The 16463-nt window shown below is 53.8% G+C and carries 15 protein-coding genes; 14 read left to right on the top strand and 1 reads right to left on the bottom strand.

Annotation, left to right across the window (positions count from 1 at the left end; translation table 11 throughout):
* Positions 1-75: 75 nt before the first annotated feature.
* From KJZ99_08985 to nadB, 4 genes are all read left to right on the top strand, one after another.
* Positions 76-954 carry a T9SS type A sorting domain-containing protein gene (locus tag KJZ99_08985; GenBank protein MCL4306035.1) on the top strand — a complete coding sequence of 293 codons (879 nt, stop codon included), beginning with the start codon at positions 76-78 and terminating at the stop codon, positions 952-954.
* A 24-nt stretch (positions 955-978) separates the two neighbouring features.
* The gene (locus KJZ99_08980) at positions 979-2073 is read left to right on the top strand and encodes a pyridoxal phosphate-dependent aminotransferase (protein MCL4306034.1); all 1095 of its coding nucleotides are present in this window, start codon (positions 979-981) and stop codon (positions 2071-2073) included.
* Between the two features lie 115 nt (positions 2074-2188).
* Positions 2189-5287, top strand: a complete 3099-nt coding sequence (locus KJZ99_08975; GenBank protein MCL4306033.1) for a T9SS type A sorting domain-containing protein — start codon at positions 2189-2191, stop codon at positions 5285-5287.
* 54 nt (positions 5288-5341) lie between these two features.
* Positions 5342-7009 carry an L-aspartate oxidase gene (gene nadB / locus KJZ99_08970; protein ID MCL4306032.1) on the top strand — a complete coding sequence of 556 codons (1668 nt, stop codon included), beginning with the start codon at positions 5342-5344 and terminating at the stop codon, positions 7007-7009.
* On the opposite strand, the gene KJZ99_08965 is transcribed toward nadB, so the two are convergent.
* On the bottom strand, positions 6933-7352 hold the full coding sequence (locus KJZ99_08965; protein MCL4306031.1) for a hypothetical protein: 420 nt from the start codon (positions 7350-7352) through the stop codon (positions 6933-6935). The genes nadB and KJZ99_08965 overlap by 77 nt on opposite strands.
* Before the next feature lie 178 nt (positions 7353-7530).
* Here KJZ99_08965 and KJZ99_08960 point away from each other — a divergent pair, with 178 nt between their 5' ends.
* The 10 genes from KJZ99_08960 to pilO all read left to right on the top strand — a co-directional run bounded on the left by KJZ99_08960 (position 7531) and on the right by pilO (position 16444).
* Positions 7531-8127 (top strand): sigma-70 family RNA polymerase sigma factor, encoded by a 597-nt coding sequence (locus tag KJZ99_08960; GenBank protein ID MCL4306030.1) that lies wholly within the window; start codon positions 7531-7533, stop codon positions 8125-8127.
* Positions 8124-8615 (top strand): hypothetical protein, encoded by a 492-nt coding sequence (locus KJZ99_08955; GenBank protein ID MCL4306029.1) that lies wholly within the window; start codon positions 8124-8126, stop codon positions 8613-8615. The genes KJZ99_08960 and KJZ99_08955 overlap by 4 nt, the downstream gene beginning before the upstream one ends.
* Before the next feature lie 444 nt (positions 8616-9059).
* Positions 9060-9488 carry a prepilin-type N-terminal cleavage/methylation domain-containing protein gene (locus tag KJZ99_08950; GenBank protein MCL4306028.1) on the top strand — a complete coding sequence of 143 codons (429 nt, stop codon included), beginning with the start codon at positions 9060-9062 and terminating at the stop codon, positions 9486-9488.
* Between the two features lie 124 nt (positions 9489-9612).
* Positions 9613-10668, top strand: coding sequence for a type IV pilus twitching motility protein PilT (locus tag KJZ99_08945; protein ID MCL4306027.1), 1056 nt, complete (start codon positions 9613-9615; stop codon positions 10666-10668).
* 49 nt (positions 10669-10717) lie between these two features.
* Positions 10718-11227, top strand: coding sequence for a hypothetical protein (locus tag KJZ99_08940; GenBank protein ID MCL4306026.1), 510 nt, complete (start codon positions 10718-10720; stop codon positions 11225-11227).
* 10 nt (positions 11228-11237) lie between these two features.
* Complete coding sequence (locus KJZ99_08935) at positions 11238-12092, top strand: hypothetical protein (protein MCL4306025.1); 855 nt, start codon at positions 11238-11240, stop codon at positions 12090-12092.
* Positions 12093-12336: 244 nt separating this feature from the next.
* On the top strand, positions 12337-13860 hold the full coding sequence (locus KJZ99_08930; protein MCL4306024.1) for a hypothetical protein: 1524 nt from the start codon (positions 12337-12339) through the stop codon (positions 13858-13860).
* Positions 13861-14103: 243 nt separating this feature from the next.
* Positions 14104-15195 (top strand): type IV pilus assembly protein PilM, encoded by a 1092-nt coding sequence (gene pilM / locus KJZ99_08925; GenBank protein MCL4306023.1) that lies wholly within the window; start codon positions 14104-14106, stop codon positions 15193-15195.
* A 32-nt stretch (positions 15196-15227) separates the two neighbouring features.
* A complete protein-coding gene (locus tag KJZ99_08920; GenBank protein ID MCL4306022.1) occupies positions 15228-15869 on the top strand; it encodes a hypothetical protein in 642 nt (213 codons plus the stop codon).
* A gap of 14 nt (positions 15870-15883) precedes the next feature.
* Complete coding sequence (pilO, locus tag KJZ99_08915) at positions 15884-16444, top strand: type 4a pilus biogenesis protein PilO (protein MCL4306021.1); 561 nt, start codon at positions 15884-15886, stop codon at positions 16442-16444.
* Positions 16445-16463 lie beyond the last annotated feature (19 nt).

Below are 16463 nucleotides of genomic sequence, written 5' to 3'. Positions count from 1 at the left end.
AAGCTTGTCCTCCGGACGACTTAAGTGCCTCAAAGCCCTTGATTATCTCCCGCTTTCCCATTACCTTGCAACGCTATGCTCCCGTTTTTCCTGCTTTTGATGCTGGTTTCTTTTGCCTATGCTCAGACTCCTGACACCCTCGCCAGGGATCGGTCAGACCCGTTTTATGTCTTTCGGTATCCGGACGCATTCGGAAACGATCTGCGAAATCAGCGTTTTGCCGTCCAGGAGAGTGGTCAATTGGTGGGTGCGCTGTTCTGTTTCGGCGGCAGAGAGGGTCAGTTCACGACAGGATCCCCGCAACCCACGATTCATGTTTGGGGGACGACAGCTGAAGGATTGCCGGACCCACAGGTGGAATTGGCCGTCCTCTACTTAACTAGTCCTGTGGTGAGCTACTTCCACCTTGACTCAAGCTGGGAAAACTCCAACGTCCCCTGGTTTCAAGTAGACTTGACCTCTGAAGACTTGAGATTCAATGCCGGACAGGAGTTCCATCTTGGATACTCTCTCCAAAGTCCGTCGCCCGGCGATTCACTGGCAATTCTCGCAGATCGCGGCAGTCCGGAGACGAGTTTCGCGAGCGAATGGCGAGACGGTCGCTTCAGATTCCTTGCCGAGAGTTGGCGGGGATGTAACTTGTTCATCCGAGCAATGTATGTGCGGGACAGCTCGCTGGGTTCGCCAGAAGTCGTGATCCCATCCTCAATAGCGCTTCGTGCGTACCCTAATCCGTTCAATTCTTTCACGCGAATCGAATGGCAAGGTGCAACGGCAATTGACGGTGAACTTAGGCTAATCGACATTACCGGACGGCTCGTTGGAAATTGGCGCGTCTCACCAATTCAGTCAAGCACGTTGATAGATGCTTCCCGGCTTGCGACCGGACGCTACTACTTGTCATTGGTCTTACACGATGACCTCGTCTCCATGCCACTTATACTTTTGAAATAGCACAATCTGGAGCCGACTTCGACGATGACACCTTTGTGGAACAGTTCGCGCTTGATGGAGTGGGCGAAGGGTGCTCATTCGGGACAAGGACCATCGTTGGCAAGGAGCGCCGTTCCGCTGGTGGGTTCACTTGGCGAAATCCCGGGCGGACCGTTTGTGCCTCGCATCACCGGTGACGGCGGACCCTACGGCCATCCGGGTTTACGCTCGCGTTTGGCACAGCTATACGACGCCTCCTCAGAAGAAGTGCTGATTGCGCAGGGTGCTTCTCAAGCTAATTACTTGATAGCAGGCGCACTTCTTGAATTTGGCGGCACTGCGATCGTTGAGACTCCGGTCTATGAACCTGTGCTGCGCGGGATTGAAATGCTTGCGGACAAGGTTATTCGCATTCCTCGCCGTGCAGAGACGAGCTTTCTCCCAGACGTTTCCGAGCTTCGCCGTTTGCTTTCAAAGGACGTCAAGCTTATCTGGCTGACGAATCTGCACAATCCGACGCAGCGTGAGATGGATTCACAGTTGGTGCAAGACTTGGCTGCTGCATGTAGGAATGTCGGTGCCCAACTCGTGATAGATGAAGTCTACTTGTCCTTCACTCGTGAGGAATTCCGTACACATGGCTTCACATACGGTGCAATTTCGATAAACAGTCTTGACAAGGCGTGGGGGCTGGATCCGTTGCGAGTCGGCTGGGCGGTTGGTCCGGCGGAAGTCATCAGACGTGCCTATCACTTGAACAACTTGATGGGGGTTATGCAACCCTTTATCACAGAAGACTTGGCCGACCAGATTCTGCGGAGCGACACTGCACTTAACTGGTTTCGCCAGCGCAGACAGACATCTTGCGGGCAAATGTCATTGTTAACGAGCTTCTTGAGAAGCGTTCCATCCGCTGAGCTGATTCCGCCGAGCGGTGGAGTGAATGCCTGTTTGAAACTTCCGGGAAAGGCTGACGACCTTGCGTTCATCGCGAAATTGTCTGCAGAGAAGGGAGTGACTGCGTTCCCCGGCTCTCTTTTTGAAATGCCGGGAGTCATTCGCGTCAGCATCGGCTGCGACCCGGTACAGACGCGCCAGCATCTTGGACTCTTGGGTGAGATGATTCGAGAGTCTATATAGCAACTTTACACCTTGGCGCACGTTCAAATTTTGGGACTTGGCTGGGCCGTTACCTCCATGATACTAAGGTTCGAATCTGACTTGTCCGGCACGAGGGTTGCTACCACTACATAAGATGATCTCTAAGCACATAAAAATCAACTTCGCCGCAATTATTGCCGGGCTATTCTTGCTTCTCGGTACTCAGGAGGCGCAGGCTCAATTCGACATCCGGAGCTTCGGACTGTCCGGGCAGCCTACAGCACTTGACTCCATCGTAGAGCAGGGGGAGTATGTCCATATAGTGCTTGGGGTAGAAGTGCCTGTTGGCTGGACTATCAATGGCGTGGGAATCGAAGGCGGCTCCCGTTTCGAGGTCAGGGTATACTATTACTCGCAAAACGTTCCCACAGGCACGCCATCGGCGGCAGGAGACCTGCTTGTTGATTCTACGAGCTTCGTAGTCAATTCCGGCGTGGAACCGCAACGCGTTTCGTTTCGAGTCAAATTGCCTGAAGTCATTGGATTGCAGATACGATCGCTGCAGTTCGCACTGGGAGTCATCAGCATCGATGATGAAGAGAATATCCACTATACTCAAGCGTTGGCCAGCCACATCGACGTGGAAGAGTATAATGGACTTGCGGTAACTCCCGATGCGCAGCACATGACATACCTGCGCGTGCAACCCGTGAGCGTCTCACGGCCAACAATCCACCAGCCTGTCGAGAACGACACAGTGAGCCGCAGCATGCTGGTGTTGTATGATCAGCCGCTCGATGCACGTCGCCGTACACTTCAACTCGAGATCCGCGAGACGCCTGAAACAGGGGGACTTTTGCTCCACAGGCTTTTTCTCACAGATACTGCGGCCGGCTTGGGAAAACAGCTGCTTGTGAACGGATTGAATCTGCTGGCAACGCCTGGAGTCGATTCTTTGGCGGGGACGAACTCTCTGAACCATCGTTCGCGTCTCGAACTGCGCATGTACTATGACCGACGAGACAACGGCGCGCGCTCCGATACTGCGCGAGTCCAAAATCTATTTGCCGACTTACAGACGGAATCTCCGACGTTTATTGAACCTCGTCTGGGTTCCGAGTCTCCTTCACCGGAAGTTCGCGTTATATATCGTTTGCCGGAACAAGCCAGCATCGTCCAATTGCGCTTTGACGCGGACAGCGCATCACTCGTGCCGGATCCCCTAAGCCCGCACATTATCACGCTCGTCTCAAGTCTGTACTCAGCACAGGAACACTACTTTGTCTTGGACGGATCAAACATCGGAACGGGCGGGCCGTTCGTGCTGGAGAACAACAATGGGTCGTTCGATGCGTTAGTCTCGCAGACTCTCTATAACGTCACACTCTCATACAGGGATCGTGTCGGCAATCCCATCGCCTCCGCGACAAACTTCGGGTATATTTGGCCCGAGGACTTGACGACGGTTCCTCCAAGATTGATCGCACCCGTCCCGGGCGGAGTAGACAACAGTTCCTTCTGGGTGGAGTTTGACTTGCCCGAACAGCCGCTTCCCGGCAGCGTCTACCTGCTCTTCACAGCAATCCCACCCGCCCCCGGTTCTCCCCATGCCATCTACTTGGATAACCTGAATTCAGCGGGAATTCGTGGATTGTTCTTGAATGCACAGGCTCTCAACCTGAGCGGGCCGCCGGTGACGCGTGTTGAGGGAGGAAACTCCTTCGTGCACAACTCTCGCTATGTGATTCGCGTCTTCTATCGCGACATTTCCGGCAATCCCGAAGCGGGTTCTTCACCTCGAACGGCTACCTATGACGGTGCAACCGAAGCACCCTTCATGTTTTCTCCGGTCTCATTTGACACATTTAGATTTACTGGGACAGAGGTCACATTTCGCCAGCCCGAGCGAGGCTCGCCGGGAACGGTCAAATTAATCATTGAGCAAACCGGTGGACCTGTTGCCGATCCGTTGTCGCCACATACTCTGTACTTGTCCAATTCAGATTCGGGGGAAGTAAAGTCCGTTTTCTTCAACGCGAGTTTTCTCGGGCCGGGCGCGGGCATTGACTCGGTTCAAAACGCCGGTTCGCTGGTTTCACGCGGGCGTTATCGATTGACCTTCGCCTATCGTGATGCTTTACTCAACGCTGAAGCCTCGCATTCCGTCAATGAATTGATCTTCCCGAGTGGCTCGGCGGTATCCGTTCAGGGCAATCCGATTAGCAGCACGGTCATTCCAGGCGCGGGCAATGTCCCGCTGCTGCAGCTGTCGTTTAGAGCGGAAGGTGAGAGTGCGCTCCGCAGCTTACGATTGGCTGTTGAGGGTGGATTGCAGCCTTCGGACATAATAGCTCGTGAGTTTGTGCTTTGGTCGAGTGCGGATTCGATTCTTCAAACCGACCTCGACTCACCGCTCGACTCATTAGACAGTTGGTTCGCGGGAGACATGATCTTTGACTCGCTGGTCTTCCCAATATCTGATACAGAGCGATACGTCATCATTGGCGGCAGATTTTCTGGAACTGCGAATCCGGCAAATCAGGCAAATTTGGTGTTTCGGGATGGGACATATGCGGATTGCGGCGGCGATCCGGTATTCTGTGCGGTCTGTCCGATTGGCATCCCGGACTTTGCCCTTCCAGTTGAGGTGTCCAGCTTCTCCGTCGGGCCGGATACGACATTCAGTGCCCTGGTGGTGACTTGGATTGTGGAGTCTGAATTCAATACGCTTGGCTTCCGACTTTGGCGATTCGATTCTGACACGGAAACAGAGCGGATCGTTGCGAGTTATGCTGACCATCCGGAGTTATATGGTCGTGGCAGCGCTGCCACCTCAAAACGATACAGTGTCGTGGACAGAGGACTGCGAGCCGGAGTCACTTACACGTATCGGATCGACGCTATCGGCATGAATGGTCTGACAACATACCCCGTGGGATTGCAAGCCAGCGGTACGCCAGCCGTCGCTCCCGATAATTTTGACTTGCGCAGAATCTACCCGAATCCGTTCAATCAGGAAGTCTATATCGAGTTCGTGGCCCCGTTTAGTCAAGTGGTTGAATTGAAGATCTATAACATCCTTGGTCATCCTGTCCGTAACCTTGTTCGTGCTCAGTTGGCGCCTGCGAACTACCGTGTTCGATGGGACGCGACCGATGATACGGGAGTCCATGTCCCCTCGGGAGTCTACATCGTCCATCTGCGCGCCGCTGGGCGATTCGACGCGTCACAAAAAGTACTGTTGATTCGCTAAGCGGCTTCAGAACTTAGCCACGTAGTAGTCAGTTGTTCAAGGGACAACGATCCCATGAACATACCTATCAGATTTTCTTGCCTCCAGGTGTCCACACTCCCAGATAAAACAGATATCGTCATCGTTGGCAGTGGCATTGCCGGCCTCTCTATGGCCCTGAAATGCGCACGCTTTGCCGACATTGTACTGATTACCAAGAAGAAATCTGCGCAGTCTGCGACGAACTGGGCTCAAGGAGGAATTGCCGCAGTTACTGCACGTGACGATGACTTTCAGCTGCACGTGGAGGACACGGTGGGAGCGGGAGGGGGACTCTGTGATCTGTCAGTTGTGGAAATGGTCGTTCGTGAAGCGCCGCGCCGGATCGCTGAACTTGCGGAACTCGGTGTCCGCTTCACGAAGCGAGACGGCGAATTGGAACTCGCCCGCGAGGGTGGGCACAGCCGCGCCCGAATCCTGCACCATAAAGACAAAACAGGACAGGAAATCGAGAGTGTGCTGCTAAAACGGGTGCGCGAGAATCCGCGGATTCGGATTCTTGAGCATCATGTGATGGTGGACTTGCTGGTCACGCCAAGGCCTTCTTCTCCGGAAACGCTAAACGGAATTAGGTGCTTCGGTGTCTATGTGCTGGATTCCAGGGACGGCTCAATCGAACCCATTCGTGCTCGTGCCGTTGTGCTGGCAACAGGTGGTGCCGGCATGGTTTATCAGCACACGACCAACCCGACCATTGCGACGGGAGACGGTGTTGCCGCTGCCTATCGGGCTGGCGCGGTGGTTGCAGATATGGAGTTTTTCCAGTTCCATCCTACGACGATGTATGACCACGAACAGTCCGGGCAGAATCACCTGATAACGGAAGCTCTGCGCGGGTTTGGCGCGCGTCTGAGGACTCTGTCTGGTGATTTCTTCATGCATCACTATGATGCACGGGAAGAGCTTGCCCCGCGTGACATCGTTGCCCGAGCCATTGACACGGAGCTGAAACGCAGAGGCGATCCATACGTTCTCTTGGATTGTACACATCTTGATGCAGACGCATTGCGTGCACGCTTCCCCAATATCGACAAGACCTGTCAACGCAAAGGGTTCGATTTCACGGCAGTACCCATTTGGGTCGTGCCAGCCGCTCACTACCAATGCGGCGGTGTCGAAACAGATTTGAACGGTCGCAGCACGGTTCAAGGGTTGTATGCGGTCGGAGAAGTGGCCAGTACCGGTTTGCACGGCGCAAACCGTTTGGCGTCAAATTCCCTTCTGGAGGCGGTCGTGTATGCGGCAAACGCTTCGGAAGACTGCAGTGAATGGTTGAGCGAGTGCAAGGATCTTCCTCCCGCCGACCCATGGTCAGCGAAAGGAACACATGACCAGCGCGAGGCCGTCCTTATCAAACACAATCGTGATGAGATCCGCCGCTTGATGTGGGACTTTGTGGGAATCGTGAGAACTACAGAAAGGCTTGAGCGAGCGCAGGCACGCTTGGAATTCTTGACAAAAGAAATTGCGGAATTCTATCGCAGAAACCGCATAAACTCGGATCTGGTTGAACTCCGCAATCTGGTACTCGTGGCCGACCTAATCGTGCGCTCAGCAATCTCTCGCAAAGAGAGCCGGGGACTGCACTACATCACAGACTATCCTTCTATGGATACTTCACAGGCTCCGCAGCATACGAGGCTGACTCGACTTTCGTCTTTGCCTGAGCCTTCCGCTCGTTGAGCCAGTCCCCAAGAATTAGCGCAATGCCGATCATCGTCGGCACCATTGCCATGCCGGCCAGATCCTCGTCACCAGAAGCAAAGCCCGACCAACTCAGCATGGCAATACCTATCCCCAGGAAGACCAGCCCTCGGACGTACGGGCGGCGCTTTTGCCGGATGCCGTCCTGATAGTCCATCGGCACAGGCAAGCCCTTTTCGAGGGCCAGCATTCGTTCCTCATGCAACAGTTTCACCCTCATTCGACGAGTTCGGTTGTCCATGATTACAACAATCAGGACAAGGAGCAGGATTCCTGAAACCGTCACTAATCCGATGAGCGCGCCAATCACATCATCTAACATTTTATTTCTCCTAAACTTGAGCCGATGCTGAAATCCCTTTTGCATGCTGGCCAATCTGCAGGAGGCCCCGGATGGACCCTTTCAGTTTGTATGAGCAAGGCAGGCGTGAGAATGTTGCAGCAGCTGATTGCAACATTCTGGACGAGAACCGGCTCAGATATTAAAAACAGGGGACTGGGTGTCATCTCCGCAGTCAGATGATCAGGATCTCGCATTAATCGAGAGAATCCGGTCAGGCGATCAGCGAGCTTTCGGTGAATTGGTTGACCAGTACAAAGGACTGGTTCTGAATCTGGTTGCCCGCATGTCCGGGAAGGTGGAGAATGCGGAGGACCTTGCCCAGGAAGTGTTCATTCGGGTTTGGAAGGGTCTGCATAATTTTCGCGGAGACTGCAAACTCTCGACTTGGATATACAGAATAGCCTTGAACTTAGCGATTGCAGAGAGCAAGACTTCGCGTTCCAAGTCACAATTCTATGATATTAATGACCCGGCGGTGGAACGCGGTCCGCAGTTTGTGAGTGAGGATGAGGAGAATCCCTATGCCGAAGAGATCCTCCTCAAAGAGCAGATGCTTCGATTACTTCCAAAGATGCCGGAAAAGCATCGAACTGCGGTTGTTCTCTTCTATTTGAAACAATACTCATACAGTGAGATTTCCGAAATAATGGAAGTGCCTGTGGGAACCGTGAAGAGCTACCTTTTTAGAGGAAAAGCCTGGCTACGGGAGCAGATGTTTGGGGATAGTTTGGAGGGGCAGGAATGGACAGAATGAATCAAGAACAACTCATTGAACTGATTTGCCAAAGGCTGCAGGGCGAATTGTCACCGGCACAAGCGGAACAGCTTGATGCTCTGGTCGCGTCAGATCCCCGTGCAGCTCGACTCTTTCGCCAAGTCAAGCGTATGGATCACGCGCTAAGCTCGCTTCCTGCTCTGACGCCTTCTGCTGGGTTCACATCAGCCGTGCTCAGGCGAACCCATCCGGCAATCGAAACAGTAAAAGAGCGCTCAGTCATCTACGACTGGATAGTGGGTCTTGCGCCGGCACTGGGCATCGCAATCGTTGCATTGATTTGGGGACGCGATTTGTGGAATCGCGCAGTCTCGGATCTCTCGCTTGGTGCGGGCTGGCTTGACCAATTGCTCGGAACGAACTTGTTTTCCGAGCAGCCTTTCATGTTGCTGGCTTTGCTTATCCCTGTTGCTGTCATTGCAGTTGTGTACCCCACTCTGCAGGACAGCTGGCGCGCAGAAATCTAAGTTACACGTTGAGGAATTGGGAAAAGAGGCGGCTGGTGGCCGCCTCTTTTCGGTTTTGTATACCGCCACCATGGGGAAGTTCGTGACAGTCCTCCTAATCCAGTCGTGCCTCTCGACTCTCGAATAAATAAATAGGAGAAATGTCCAACGGAAATCTCCGAGTGCACAATATGCATCATTTGCACGCTTTGCACAGCAGATTGCGCGTCCAGATACTGTAATTATTAAAGTTAAATGGTGCTTCAGCTCACTATTCCGGGCGTAATTGTTGCCCTAAGTCATTGAGTTGCAAGGAACCTGAATTGCAGAACGGCCCTCTGAGGACTTGATTAATTGAGCCTCTCGTTGTAAGTTGGGAGTCATTAAGTTCATGGAGGACCGTGCAAGTGATTGGATTCAGGCACGGGGAATCTGCAACGGTAAGCCATTATTGGAGGACGTATTATGTTGAACCGACTCATTCGTCGGCGGAAGAACCAGAAGGGTTTTACCCTTATCGAAATTCTGATCGTGGTGGTCATTGTGGCCATTCTCGCCGCGATTTCGGTACCGATCTACCTTGAATATGTGAACAGTGCTCGTGCCAGCGATGCCAAGACCGCAATTAACTCGATCTGGCAAGCAGCTCAGATCTATTATCAGGACCGCGGCGAGTGGCCGGGTGCTGTTGAAGACCTTCAGGATACGAAGTATCTGGATCTCTCGGAGGCAACAAGACTTCAGTGGACCTTTAACTTCACAGGTTCACCACCGGATGAAATCATTGCCACGTCGACCGACCAAATGCGCGGCGGCGCCGGCAAGGAAGTCAGATACCGGATTAAGGAAGGCCGCTGGTTTGGGTACGGCCTGCCGGAACCCGACGAGAACTAAGTGATTAGGGGTGGTGCGGAGCGGCAAAGTCTGCTCCGCACTTGCTCCGTGTAATGAATTAGGGGCGATAGACAGGATTCAGGAAGCGAGGAGCGAAGTGGCGGAAGTAGCAACGGCACAGCATATTAACATCTTTGATCTGCTTCGGTTTGCCGTGGATCAGGGCGCATCGGACTTGCACCTGTCCAGCGGATCTATTCCGATGATTCGCGTGCATGGTCGCATGCGCAAGCTGAACCTGCCGCGTATGGCTCACGCAACCCTTGAGAATATCGTTCAGCAGGTGCTGACTCGTGAGCAGTTGGAGCGATTCCTCGAAATGAAGGAAATCGACTTCTCTGCCAAGCTTGAGGATATCGCCCGTTTTCGTGTCAACGTATTCCAGCAGATTAATGGATACGGCGCGGTATTCCGGACGATTCCCGCGGAAATCCGCTCATTTGAAGAGTTGGGTTTGCCGGAAGTCATGCGGGACTTGGCGGATCGTGACCGAGGCTTGGTGCTCTTGACCGGTCCGACTGGGTCTGGCAAGACTACGACTCTGGCCACGATGGTGGATTGGATTAACGAGTATAAAGAGCTTCACATCATCACGATTGAAGACCCGGTCGAGTTCTTCCATGATTCCAAGAACTGCATGATGAACCAGCGCGAGCTGGGTGCGAATACACACAGTTTTGCGAACGCGCTTCGTGCGGCACTTCGTGAAGACCCGGATGTCATTCTGGTCGGCGAAATGCGCGACCTCGAAACTATATCGCTTGCGCTGACTGCGGCTGAGACGGGTCACCTTGTATTCGCGACGCTGCACACTTCAAGCGCGGCAAAGACGATTGATCGTATTATTGACATTTTCCCTGCCGCCCAGAAGACCCAGGTGCGCTCGATGCTTGCCGAGTCTTTGGAAGCGGTGGTGGCACAAAAACTGCTTCCGAGAAAAGACGGGAATGGCCGGGTCGTCGCCGCTGAAATCATGGTTGCGACTACGGCTGTCCGCAATTTGATTCGCGAAGATAAGATTTACCAGATTCCCTCCGTCATTCAGTCGGGCGGCAAATCGGGCATGCAGAGCCTCGATCAGGACCTTATGCGTTTGCTGCATAAGGGCATGATCAGCAGAGAGACTGCGGCTCACGTGGCAGAGAATTCCAAGTTGTTCGAGGTTAATCTCTCGGAGTAATCCGGGGGATAGGCCTTGAACCACTGGAACGAAACAGATGAGGCCACACATGAGCAATCGTCTACGTAAGCTGCAACGAGGCGCAATTGACCTGTTTTCAATTGCCATCGGACTGACCATCATCTCCATAACCGCAGTCGGTACATCCTACTCTCTCTTGTACGGGCGGCAGGCTCTAATTCAACAAGAGCACTACCGGACCGCTTTGTACAAATTGCGCGGTTTTATGGAAGAAGAGATGGCCCGCATGAAATTCTCAGCCTGGTATCAGGACAATCAGGGCTGGTGGGGCACGCCGAACGATTTAGAGGAATTCAACCTCGACAGTCCGACAGATCGCGACGGAGACTTGCGTGAAACCTATTCGTACATCTACCGCGATGCCATGGAATGGGTTGACGATCCGGTTACCAGAATGGCACCGGATTACTGGCGGATCACTGCTCATGCGGAATGGAAGGAACCGGCAGTCGCCGGCATGCCGCGTGCTCCGGCCCGTGCCATGCTCGGTCCTGACCGAAGAATTACGCTCAGTACAACTTTCACCCTACCCCGCTAAGGAGGCCAAGATGAGTAGACTCAATTCTGTCCTCCGGAAGGTAGGACTCTCCAGCCTGACTCGAGCTGGCGGATTCACGCTGATGTCGCAAATCGTCGTTGTGGCGATTGGTTCCATCGGATTGCTGGGCGGATGGACGGCGTATCGCGACTTTTCGATGCAGTGGCGCGTGACCAACGCCGAAAGACAGATGGACCAGTACGCGCAGGCAGCCATGTCAGAAATGATAAATGTCCTGCAGTGGTCCATGGGCGCCTATCAATTGGCCGGGGGCCGCAATCCTCTGTGGCGCATTGCGATGGGTGAGTATGTCGGTGAGAATGGTGGTTTCAATGCCGGAATGGATGCCGGATCTGGTCACTTCCCATACCGCCATGACGGATATTTTACGGATACCTGGGCGCTGTATGACCCCAACATGCTTGGCGGATTTGTTCTGCTCTCGCATCGTTCGGACCAGGGGATTCTGTTTAATCGGACTCAGCCCGAATGGGCGAATAACCGGTCCGGCCAATACGTTTGGCGCGGTAGTAATCGTTCCCGGAACAACGAACTTGCTGCCTTTGACCGCAGGGACCAGATGAGTGTGAAGTCATTCAGTTTGGATTTTCCGTTGAGCACAGATCCGGTCTTGGCGAACTTGAGCAATGAGGTTGAGCGCCGTACGATCGCACAGTCGGTTATCCGGATCAAGCTGGTCATGCAGTATCGATATCGCGCGGCCAACGGGATCGGCCTCTATGGAGACGACTACATTCGCGAGCGTGTTTATGAAACGAGTGTCAGTCCTCTCAATTTCGGAAAGTCGATCAACGACAACCGATACTATCAAGAGTTCGTTCAGGGCATGTTGACGGGATCCTAAGCCCGACCTGCCTTGTGTTCTTTTAGTTTATGAAATCCGTGTGGTTGCCGCGCCGCAGGGCGCGGCAACCCGGCCTACAGCTGTTTGTTCCAGTGGAATTGAATGGACCACACGCGGAGCATCGGACAAGGCGAGAGGTCTTGCTTTCTGGCTCGCATGAGTCAGAGAGCGGGAGCTTCGCCGGCAATTGCCCGGCCACCCGCGTAAGAGTTAGTCCATTCAAGGATCAAACAGGGAACAGATCATGAACAGGACCACAATCCTATCCGCACGCCGCCGCGACGGCGGTTACATTCTGATGTCCATGATGGCGCTGGTGGCTGCATTGCTGGGCACCGGCCTTGCCTTCATGCAGTGGGCAGCCGATGAGCTGACGGACATCAAACAGACCGAGGCCGCGATGAAGGCTTACTACATCGCGCAGACCGCCGTGATTGAATCGGGCCTGAATCACATGGACAGGCTACAGTTAGCTTTTCTTCCGGGCAGCGAGGTCCAAGCACAGCAGTCCTCCGGTGAGATTGTCGGGGTCGGCACGTTTGAGGACGTCAGGATTGCTCCGGTGTTTGGCAGTCTCAACGACCAAAGCAACTTCGGATATTCGACCAAGTACCGAATCTCCGCGGTCGGTGTGGTTGAAGTCCCGGTGTCGCGCGATGAAGTCCGACAGGTCAAGCGCAAAGCGGTTCTTTACATTCAAGTCAGAAGTTTCGTAGATTATATGTACCTTACGAACTACGAAACCTCGATTACGTTCCCGGGCGATATTGTGCGCTTCTTCGGACGCGACACGCTCTGGGGCCGAACGCACTCGAATGACTGGATTGCGACCCAGAATGTGTACGGCCTTCCAGTGTTCTATGACATTGTTTCCACGACAAAACCGAGTTTCCGGCCCGGTTCCCCGAATCCCGCCGGGCAGTTTTTGGGTGGTGCGCCGATCTTTAATGCGCCTCCTGTGAACTTGCCGGAACTTGCTGACCCGATCCGGAGTGGTGCGGCCCAGCAGGGCTGGATCCTCGAGGTGCCCGGCCATCAATGGCGCTGCGAAATCAACGGAACGACCGCGAACTTCTATCACTACGAAGAAGGCACGGAGTTCAGTTATGACCACGCGATTCTGATTCAGGTAAACTGCGCGGCCACCCCGAAGCCTTGTGTGTTCGTGAAGGGCAAGCTGGATCTGAAGGGGGAAATGGCTCCACAGAACTGCGCAATCACGATTGGTTGCGAGGAAGACATCCGGTTGATTGATAACATCATGCTTCAGGGCACGAATCAGATCAACGGCACACTTCCCGCCGCGGCGATGGGAGATAACGGGAGCATCATCGGAATCGTCGGCGAGAAGTGGATCTATATCGCGAACACGTGGGAAAACGGACGCGAGAATCGCGCACAGGGCCAGAACATCGTCATCACGGCGGCAATTGTGGCACTGCGCGGCAGTTTCCAGCTCGAGCAGATGAATGACATTGGTGACAACTACATCTGTCCCTGTCAGCCGGACGAGCGCGGCAATATCGTGATGACCGGATCGATTACTCAGTACAATCGCGGTTACGTTCACAGATCGAATCGCGGCGGCACCGGTTACAATAAGGTTTATCACTACGATAACCGCTTCAAGACGCGCCGCCCGCCCTGTTTCCTTGACGCGACGGATGATGAAGGCCGTGCCTTGTTCAACCTTGTCCAGTGGGGTCAGGCGTCTGAATCTTCGGTGGATGTTAATACGGAACCGCCGAAACGCGTTCGTTATAACTAAGCCTTTTCGCTGCGCGCTTCTACGTCTGAAAGGTCCTGTGGCCTTTAGGATGTGAACTTAGATACGCTCATTGATCTGTTCCCAAAGAATTTCGACCCGCCGCGGGCGGAGCAACTAACATGCTTTGCCCGCGGGGTCGCCTTGCATGCCGCGGCCTGCCCACCTTGCTATTGTCTGCCGCAGACTTGCTGAACAACTTAGTGCAGAGACCTTCTTGAACTACTCTCCCGCCTTGGAGTTTCCGTGTTTGGACTAAAATCTAATCTTCGCGTGGGCCTCGATATTGGCTCGTCCGCGATCAAATTGGTGGTTGCCGAGAAGCATGGTGACAGGCATCGTGTGATTGGTGCCTGGCAGCGTGATATTTACACTGCGGCCAACGAGAAGTATGATTTGGACGGACCCAAAAAGGGGTCTGTCGTGCCGCTCGTATTGGAAATGTTCCGCGAAGCCGGAATCAGGCCCAAGCGTGTCTCGCACTTGGGGTCGTGCCTCTCGGGACTGAATATGGCCACCAAGGAAATCCGCACCTTGAGCATGCCGGATGACGAAATGGCCTCGGCGATCACGCAGGAAGCGCGCAAGCACTTGCCGCTGGATGGCTCCGAGTCCCTTGTTGACTATCAGGTCATCGGCGACGATCCGCGTGAAGTGGACAAGCTCCGAGTGCTGATTGCCGTGACAACCAAGCGCATGTTTGATGCGCATGTTGACGTTTTGCGCGAGCTTGAACTAAAGCCCGGCGTGGTCGATCTTGAACCTTTGTCGTGCTTGAATTCCTACATCTGTCGCCACGAGTTGCCCGATGAGGGCGTCGTTTGCTTCCTGAACATCGGCGCGCGTCGGACGAACCTGCTGATTCTCGGTCGCAAGGATATGTACTTCAGCCGCGACCTTCCGGTGGCGGGGTGGAGTTTCACCGAAGACATCATGAACCGTCTGAACTGTCTCTATATGGAGGCAGAGGAGATCAAGAAGCGGCAAGGGATAGCAGCCAAGGACTTGAAACCAATGGCGTCTACCGCAACAAGTGCGTCGTTAGCCGCAAGCCTTGCATTATCTGACAAGGCGCCACTTGAAAAGCTATACGATGAAATCAACCGTTCGATTCGCTACTACGTGAAGGAGACGGGACAGAGCGGAATCATGAAGTTCATCCTGTTCGGCGGCAGCGCGGCTTCGCAGGATTTGTGTGACTTCTTGGCCCAGCGTTTCAGCGTACCTGTGGAATCTTACGACCCGTTTGAAGTCGTGGACGGCACCGTGAACGTGAAGAATCCTCCTCAATTTGCCGCTGCGGTTGGTCTCGCACTGCGAGCACAGGCGATTTACTAAGCAAACCGCCGCAAGGCACTACTTAAAGGCGCATGGTTAGACTATTTGCAATCAATCTGAACAAGGGCGAAGGTGAACTCGTCCTGCGGCAACGGCGCCAGGAACGGCGCAGTTTTCTGCTGCTTGGACTGCTCGCGCTCGTGTTCGTGGTGCTTGGTGGGATCACCTGGGCACAAAACGAGGCCATGAATGACGTGATCAAGTCTCGTGAACAAAAGCTGGCCAGGATTCAGTTTGAGCTGGACAGCTTAAAGCGCGAAGGCACGAACGTCTCAAAAGACGACGTCATGGCTCTCGCGAACTTGGAGAAGGAGCGCTTCTTGTGGGCGCGTCGTCTGGAAGTGCTTGCAGACATTCTGCCGCAGGGCATGTCAATGACGGGACTCGAACTTCAGAATAACAGGCTACTGATTAGTTGCATCGCGAAAGTTGATTCCACGGAAAAGGAATTTGACATCATTTCGCGGTTCGTTGATTTGCTGAAGACGACACCGGATTTTCGACAGGGCATGTATGAGATCAAGTTTGACAAGTCTCTGCGCAAGAATCTTGAGGGTCAGGACTGTCTGATGTTCTCCGTGGAATGCGTGACGCGAGACCCGGATCGCGGCAAGCGGCGCAGCCGAGCGGCGGCACCGGCAACGACCCCCGGTACTAACGTTCCAACCTCATAAGGAGATACAGCAACATGAGAAAGAGTATTTTCGCACTGCTGCTCCTTGTGATCTCCGCCGGCGGCTTTTATTACTATACGACCTACGTCTATAAGACAAAGCCTGCAAGAATTCGGGAGCTTGACGAGTCCATCCGCCGCGAGAACGAGAAGTTGATTGCAGCACAGATAATTGCCAATGAACTGAAGCAAGTGACACGCTTAATCGAGGGCAACTTAGCCCAGTCGCAGCGCGATTCGCTCGCCGAGGATGCGTCGCTTCCGTTCATGAATCAATTGACGGATATCTTGCGCGATCATGATATTGAGTTGCGGGTGATTGAACCAAAGTCACGCAGGACCTACAGCTCGTATATTGCAACGCCCTACGTATTGGGAGTGAACACGAGCTACAAGTCACTGGTCAATTTCCTGAATGATGTAGAAAAGAGCAATCGTTTGGTGACGTTGGACAAGTTTGATCTTTCGAGCCAAGTCAAGCAGGTGCAGGCCTTGGCAAAGCAGGAGACGGGGCTGACGACGAAGCGCCCCATGAGCATTGAGCTGTCCACACTTACCCTCATAAAGCAGAAATAAGCCGGATAAGGCAATCGCG

This window comes from bacterium (assembly GCA_023382385.1).
GTDB lineage: Bacteria > Electryoneota > RPQS01 > RPQS01 > RPQS01 > JABWCQ01.
This window is presented reverse-complemented; position numbering and strand designations above follow the sequence as displayed.

Bases quoted from the DNA above. Each gene is read 5' to 3' on its own strand.
- KJZ99_08985 (MCL4306035.1), top strand. From the start codon at position 76: ATGCTCCCGTTTTTCCTGCTTTTGATGCTGGTTTCTTTTGCCTATGCT.
- KJZ99_08980 (MCL4306034.1), top strand. From the start codon at position 979: ATGACACCTTTGTGGAACAGTTCGCGCTTGATGGAGTGGGCGAAGGGT.
- KJZ99_08975 (MCL4306033.1), top strand. From the start codon at position 2,189: ATGATCTCTAAGCACATAAAAATCAACTTCGCCGCAATTATTGCCGGG.
- nadB (MCL4306032.1), top strand. From the start codon at position 5,342: ATGAACATACCTATCAGATTTTCTTGCCTCCAGGTGTCCACACTCCCA.
- KJZ99_08965 (MCL4306031.1), bottom strand. From the start codon at position 7,352: ATGTTAGATGATGTGATTGGCGCGCTCATCGGATTAGTGACGGTTTCA.
- KJZ99_08955 (MCL4306029.1), top strand. From the start codon at position 8,124: ATGAATCAAGAACAACTCATTGAACTGATTTGCCAAAGGCTGCAGGGC.
- KJZ99_08950 (MCL4306028.1), top strand. From the start codon at position 9,060: ATGTTGAACCGACTCATTCGTCGGCGGAAGAACCAGAAGGGTTTTACC.
- KJZ99_08940 (MCL4306026.1), top strand. From the start codon at position 10,718: ATGAGCAATCGTCTACGTAAGCTGCAACGAGGCGCAATTGACCTGTTT.
- KJZ99_08935 (MCL4306025.1), top strand. From the start codon at position 11,238: ATGAGTAGACTCAATTCTGTCCTCCGGAAGGTAGGACTCTCCAGCCTG.
- KJZ99_08930 (MCL4306024.1), top strand. From the start codon at position 12,337: ATGAACAGGACCACAATCCTATCCGCACGCCGCCGCGACGGCGGTTAC.
- KJZ99_08920 (MCL4306022.1), top strand. From the start codon at position 15,228: ATGGTTAGACTATTTGCAATCAATCTGAACAAGGGCGAAGGTGAACTC.
- pilO (MCL4306021.1), top strand. From the start codon at position 15,884: ATGAGAAAGAGTATTTTCGCACTGCTGCTCCTTGTGATCTCCGCCGGC.